The 6788-nt window shown below is 73.0% G+C and carries 1 protein-coding gene and 1 pseudogene; both read right to left on the bottom strand.

Annotation, left to right across the window (positions count from 1 at the left end):
* The coding region (locus ASC60_RS38265; protein ID WP_199831184.1) for a type I polyketide synthase at positions 1-1536 on the bottom strand (1536 nt) is incomplete at its 3' end.
* Positions 1537-1578: 42 nt separating this feature from the next.
* Positions 1579-6759 (bottom strand): annotated as a pseudogene (locus ASC60_RS38260) (SDR family NAD(P)-dependent oxidoreductase); the annotation flags it as partial.
* Positions 6760-6788: the final 29 nt, after the last annotated feature.

The following is a 6788-nucleotide window of genomic DNA, read 5'->3' as shown; positions in this document are numbered from 1 at the left end:
GCCCACATCCACCGGCCTCAGCCCGGGGTCCTCGGCCAGCCGTGCCACCAACGCGCGCGCCTGGCCTCGCAGGGCTTCCGCACTCCGCCCCGATACCACCCACGGCACCGCACCACCGTGCGCGGGCACCGGCTCCGCCTCGGGTGCGTCCGGTGCCTGCTCCACGATCACGTGCGCGTTGGTGCCGCTGATCCCGAACGAGGACACCCCCGCCCGCCGTGGCCGGTCGCCGCGCGGCCACTCGACGGGCTCGGTCAGCAGCCGTACGCCGCCTCCGTCCCACTCCACATGGGGGGTCGGCTCATCGACATGCAGGGTCGCGGGCAGCATCTCGTGCCGCAGCGCCATCACCATCTTGATCACACCGGCCACACCCGCCGCGCCCTGCGTATGGCCGATGTTGGACTTCAACGACCCCAGCCACAGGGGGCGGTCCTGCGGCCGGTCCTGGCCATACGTGGCGATCAGCGCATCCGCCTCGATGGGGTCGCCGAGCGTGGTTCCGGTGCCATGGGCCTCGATGGCGTCCACCTCGGACGGGGCAAGCCGGGCTGCGGTCAGGGCCTGGCGGATGACGCGCTGCTGCGACGGCCCGTTCGGGGCGGTGAACCCGTTGCTGGCGCCGTCCTGGTTGATGGCCGATCCCCGGATCACGGCCATCACCTTGTGGCCCTTGCGCCGGGCATCCGACAGCCGCTCCAACAGCAGCAGTCCGACGCCTTCGCCCCACCCCGTGCCGTCGGCGGTGGTGGCGAATGCCTTGCACCGGCCGTCCGGGGACAGGCCACGCTGCCGGGAGAATCCGGTGAACACCTCGGGGGTGGCCATCACCGTGACCCCACCGGCCAGGGCGAGCGTGCATTCACCCTGCCGCAGGGCCTGCATGGCGAGGTGGATGGCCACCAGCGAGGACGAGCACGCCGTCTCGACGGTGACGGCCGGGCCCTCCAGGCCGAAGGTGTAGGACACCCGGCCCGACAGCAGGCTCGGGGCGTTGCCCGCATACCCCTCCGATGCCGTCTCCGGGAGGTCGCCCGAGGCGCCACCGGTGGTGGCCGTGCCGGCGTAGACCCCCGTGGGCGAGCCCTTCAGGGAAAGGGGGGCGATACCGGCCCGCTCGAAGGCTTCCCACGCGGTTTCGAGCAGCAGCCGCTGCTGCGGGCTGGTGGCCAGTGCCTCGCGCGGGCTGATGCCGAAGAACTGGGGGTCGAATTGGTCGGCGCCGTCAAGGAATCCGCCCCGGCGGACATAGGTGGTGCCGGGGTGGTCGGGGTCCGGGTGGTAAAGCCCCTCCAGGTCCCAGCCGCGGTCGGTGGGGAAGTCGCCGATGGCGTCGACTCCTTCGGACACCAGGCGCCACAGTGCCTCTGGCGTGTCCACCCCGCCCGGGAAGCGGCAGGCGGCGCTCACCACGGCCACCGGCTCCTGGGCACGCTCTTCCACCTCACGCAGGCGCAGCCGGGTGTCGTGCAGATCCGCGGACACGCGCTTGAGGTATTCGACCAGCTTTTCTTCGTTCACGTTCACGTTCACCATGAGGTTTCACCCGGCCTTAAGCGATCGTCGCGCCCGGCACATTCAGGACACACCCAGCTCGTTGTCGATGAAGTCGAGAACCTGGGCCGCGGAGGCGGACTCCAGCCGCTCCGCGGCGGTCCCGTGCTCTGCCAGGTTCCGCGTCGCCTTCCACGTGGCCAGCAAACTTTCGAGCCGGGCCGTGACCGCCCCGGACTCGTCGTCCGCCACGTCGAGGCGGGCCAAGGTGGTCTCCAGCTTGGCCAATTCGCCCAGTGCCGGTTCGAGGCCCGACCGGCCCGGCGAGCCGTCGTCCTCGGGGGCGAGGCGCTCCAGCAGGTAGTCGGCCAGGATGGCCGCTTCGGGGTAGTCGAAGACGAGGGCGGCGGGGAGCCGCAGGCCGGTGGCGGCGGAAAGCCGGTTGCGCAGTTCCACGGCAGTCAGCGAATCGAAGCCCAGGTCCTTGAAACTGGTGTCCGCCCGGACCGCTTCCGCATCCGCGTGGCCCAGCACGGTGGTCGCGTGGCCACGGACCAGGTCGAGCAGTACCCGGCGCCGCTCGTCGGCGGACCTTCCCGCCAGTCGGCCCGCCCAGTCGACCGGCTGCGCACCGGCGGCCGCCGCCGTACGCCGTTCCGTCGTACGGCCCGCGCCGGCGGCCTCGGCGACCAGGGCGCGGAGCGCGGCGGGCAGGGTGTCCGGGGGCTGAGCGGCGAGGACGCGCGTGTTCACATCGGCCGCGATCAGCTGGTGGCCTCCGTGCTGGACGGCGGCGTCGAGCAGTGCCAGGGCGTGGTCGCCCGTCATCGCGGCGATGCCGGAGCGGGCCATCCGCGCCAGATCCGCTTCGGTGAGGTTGCCGGTCATCTCGCTGGATTCGGCCCACAGCCCCCATGCCACCGAAACGCCCGGCAGGCCGAGGGCCCGCCGATGGGCGGCCAGCGCATCGCAAAAGGCGTTGGCCGCCGCGTAGTTGGCCTGTCCGGGGCTGCCCGTCACCCCGGCCGCGGAGGAGAACATCACGAACATGCCGAGCCGCAGTTCTGCCGTCGCCGCGTGCAGATGGGCCGCCGCCGTGGCCTTGGCCGCCCAGACGCGGGCCAGTCGCTCGGGCGTCTGCGAGGTGACCACCGCGTCGTCCAGGACACCGGCCGCGTGGATCACCCCGGTCAGCGGGTGCTCCGGGTCGACGCCCGCCACGAGGGCGGCCACCGCGTCGGCCTCGGTGACATCCGCCGCCTCGATCCGTACTCGCGCGCCCAGTTCGCGCAGCCTCGCGCTCAGCTCCTTCGCGCCCGGGGCGTCGGGGCCGCCGCGGCTGACCAGCAGCAGATGCCTGATCTGCCAGGTGCGCACCAGATGCTCGGCGACCAGTGCGCCCAAGGTGCCGGTACCGCCGGTGATCAGTACGGTGCCGTCCGGGTCCACCGCGGCCGGGACGTCCAGCACGAGTTTGCCGGTGTGCTTGGCCTGGCTGAGGTAGCGCAGCGCCTCGCGCGCCCGGTCCAGCGGCCAGGACCGTAGCGGCGGCGGCTCCAGGATCCCGGCAGCGAAGAGCGCGCCCAGCTCGGCCAGCATCCGGCCGATGCGATCCGGTCCGGCGTCACCGATCAGGTCGTAGACCTGGTAGCGCACACCGGGGTGGTCGGCCGCGATCCGCTCCGGATCGCGGATGTCCGTCTTGCCCATCTCCAGGAGCCGGCCGCCGTCACGCAGCAGCCGCAGCGAAGCGTCGACGAAGGGGCCGGTGAGGCTGTTCAGCACCACGTCCACGCCGCGGCCGCCGGTGGCCTCCCGTACGACGTGCTCGAAGTCCAGGTCACGCGAGGAGGCCCGATGCGCCGCGTCGATGCCCATGGCTTCCAGCACCGCGTGCTTGGCGGGGCCCGCCGTGGCATAGACCTCGGCGCCCAGATGGTGGGCGATCCGCACCGCCGCCATGCCCACGCCTCCGGCGGCCGCGTGGATCAGCACCGACTCACCCGCCCGGAGGCCGCCCAGCTCCACCAGCCCGTACCACGCGGTGAGGAACACCACCGGCACCGCGGCCGCCTGCTGGACACTCCACCCGGCGGGGATCGGCGCCACCATCCGCGCGTCCGTCACCGCCAGCGGGCCGAAGGCGCGGTCGAAAACACCCATGACCCGATCGCCCACCGCCACTTGGGTCACCCCCGGGCCGACCGCGACCACCACGCCTGCGCCCTCGCCGCCCAGTCCGGTCTGGCCGGGGACCATGCCCAGACTGATCAGCGCGTCGCGGAAGTTGATGCCCGCCGCGTGCACCGCGACCCGCACCCGGCCCACGCCCAGGGGCTCCAGCACCTCGGGGCAGGGCACCGGTTTCACATTGTCCAGCGTCGCCGCGCCCGTCAGTTCAAGCCGCCACGCGGGCTGTCCGGCCGGTCCCACCACTCCCCCGCTGCTCGGCCCACCGGCGCGCATCAGCCGGGGCACCAGGATCCGCCCGCCGCGCAGCGCCACCTGGGGCTCGTCCATCGCCACGGCCCGCCGCACGGCATCCACCACACTGTGGCCGGGCACCGCGCCGACCGGGTTATCAGCGGGGTCGAGGTCGAGCAGAAGGAAGCGGCCCGGATTCTCCGCCTGCGCGCTGCGCACCAGCCCGCACACCGCGGCACCGGCCGCGTTCACCCCGTCGTCGCCCTTCTTCTCCTCGCCCTCGGGTGCGCCGATCGCGACCGCGCCCCGGGTCACCACCACCAACTGGGCATCGGACAGCCGCGGTTCGGCCAGCCAGCTCTGGACCAGCTCCAATGCCTCTTCCGTCAGGGCCAGGCCCGCGTCCGCCACATCGCGCCCCGGGGAGGACTCGGACAGGCAGGCGATCGCCGTGGAGGGAGCGGGAGCACCGCCATCAAGCGCGGTGATCAGCGACTCCAGACGCGGATGGCAGACCGCGCCCTCCCCGGCCTGGGGCGGTTCCGCCTGCCCCAGCACCACCCAGTCGGCAGCCGTCAGTGACTCGTCGGCGTCGTGGCCTTGCTCTGGTGTCGGCAACGGTGTCCAGTCCAGGGTGAACAGCCCCTCCACCTCGGGCCCCGCACCTGCCCGCAGCTGATCCGGGTCGGCCGACCGCATGACCAGCGCATCGACCGTCAGGACCGGAACGCCCACCGCATCGGCCACGACCACCCGCAGGCCCCGCTCACCCTCCGCACCGTCCGCCTGGCGTGGCCGGGGAGAGAGCCGGACCCGGACCGTCGTCGCGCCACCCGCCCACAACGACACGCCCCGCCAGGCGAACGGCAGCCACACCCGGCTGCTGTCCCGTTCCCGGCCGGAGGGGTCGAGCAGCAGCGCCGGGTGCAGGGCGGCATCCAGCAGTGCGGGGTGGATGCCGAAGCCGTCGCGGTCACCGGCGGGCTCGGGCAGCGCCGCTTCGGCGAGGACGTCCGTACCGTCGCGCCACACGGCCCGTACGCCCTGGAAGGACGGGCCGTACGCGTATCCGGCCGCCGCCGCGCGCTCGTAGAAGCCGGTCACATCCACCGGCTCCGCCCCCTCGGGAGGCCACGCCCCGGACAGTTCCTCCGGCCCGCCATCGTCGGACGGTGGGCTCATCACCCCCTCCGCGTGGCACACCCACCCCGGGTCGGTGCCCGGTTCGGCATCGCGGTCGGGACGGGAGTAGATCCGTACATCGCGCCGCCCGTCCTCGCCGGCCGGACCCGCCACCACCTGGACACGCAGCCCGCCGGACGCGGGGAGCACCAGCGGGACCTGGAGCGCCAGCTCCTCCACCCCACCACAGCCCGCCTCATCGGCCGCCCGCAGCGCCCACTCCACCAGCGCCGCACCGGGCACCAGCACCGCGCCCGCCATCACGTGTTCGGCCAGCCACGTCTTGCCGCCACCGGCCGAGATCCGGCCGGTGAGCACGATCCCGCCGTCGGCCAGCCCCACCGCCGCGGGCAGCAACGCATGCTCCACACGCTGCAACCCGGCGGCAGCGACATCACCGACTCCACCGGCCGGGGACAGCCAGTACCGCTCGCGCTGGAAGGCATACGTCGGCAGTTCCACCGTCCTCGGGGCGGGGTCGGCGGAGAACCAACTGGTCCAGCGCACATCGGCACCGCAGGTGTGGAGTTGGGCGAGGGCGCGGCCGAAGGCATGGACATCGGGTTGCTTACGGGTGAGTGTGGCCGCCACCAGGGGACTGGGCCGTTCGGTGTCCGGGGCGGCATGGCCGAGTGTGTGCTGTGTCGCCGTGGCCAGGACCGGATCCGGGCCCAACTCCAGGAAGACGCCCGCCTCGGGGGCGATACCGGTGATGGCGGGGTGGAAACGGACCGGCTGCCGGATGTGCTCGGCCCAGTAACCGGGTGTGGCGATTCGCTCGTCGGCGGCCTCTCCGGTGAGGTTGCTCAGCACCGGGAGGGTGGGCCGGTGATACGTCAGCTCCGCGACGGCCTGGGCGAACGGCTCCAGGATGGGGTCCATCGACGGGGAGTGGAAGGCATGGCTGACGGTCAGGGTCTTGGTCTTACGGCCCTTGGCGGCCCAGGCGGCGCCGATCCGGGCCACCCGCTCAGCGGGACCGGAGATGACCGTGTTGCCGGGCGTGTTCAGGGCGGCGATACCCACGTGGCCGCCGTGCTCGGCAAGGTCCTCGGCAAGCTCGTCGGGAGCGGCCGCGATGGTGACCATGCCGCCGCCTTCCGGGAGCGCGCCCATCAGCGTGGCGCGGGCGGCCACCAGTCGGCAGGCGTCCGGCAGATCGAAGACGCCGGCCACATGGGCGGCGGCGACCTCCCCGATCGAGTGGCCGATCACCACATCGGGGCGGCAGCCCAGCGAGTCCAGCAACCGGGCGAGCGCGATGTGCAGCGCGAACAGCCCGGCCTGGGCGTAGGTCGTGTGGTCCAGCAGCCCCGGCCGCTCGGGCGCTCCGGTGAACGCCACCTGTCGCAGCGAGAGTTCAAGATGCGGGTCGAGCAGGCCGCAGACCTCGTCGAACGCGGCGGCGAAGACCGGAAAACGGTCGTACAGCCCGGCGCCCATGCCCACGCGCTGACTGCCCTGCCCGCTGAACAGCCAGACCGTCTTCCCGGACGGGGCCGCGCCCGAGGGCGGTTCCACTACGCCCGGGTGCTGCTCACCGACCGCCAGTGCCTCCACCGCCGCCACCATGTCCTCCCGGTCGCTGCCCAGCACCACGGCTCGGTGCTCGAACAGCGACCGGGACGTCAACAGCGACCATCCGACCTCGGCAGCCGACGCCCGCGGATCCGGCGCCAAGTGCCCGG

The organism is Streptomyces sp. NBRC 110028, from assembly GCF_001417735.1.
Lineage (GTDB): Bacteria > Actinomycetota > Actinomycetes > Streptomycetales > Streptomycetaceae > Streptomyces.
This window is presented reverse-complemented; position numbering and strand designations above follow the sequence as displayed.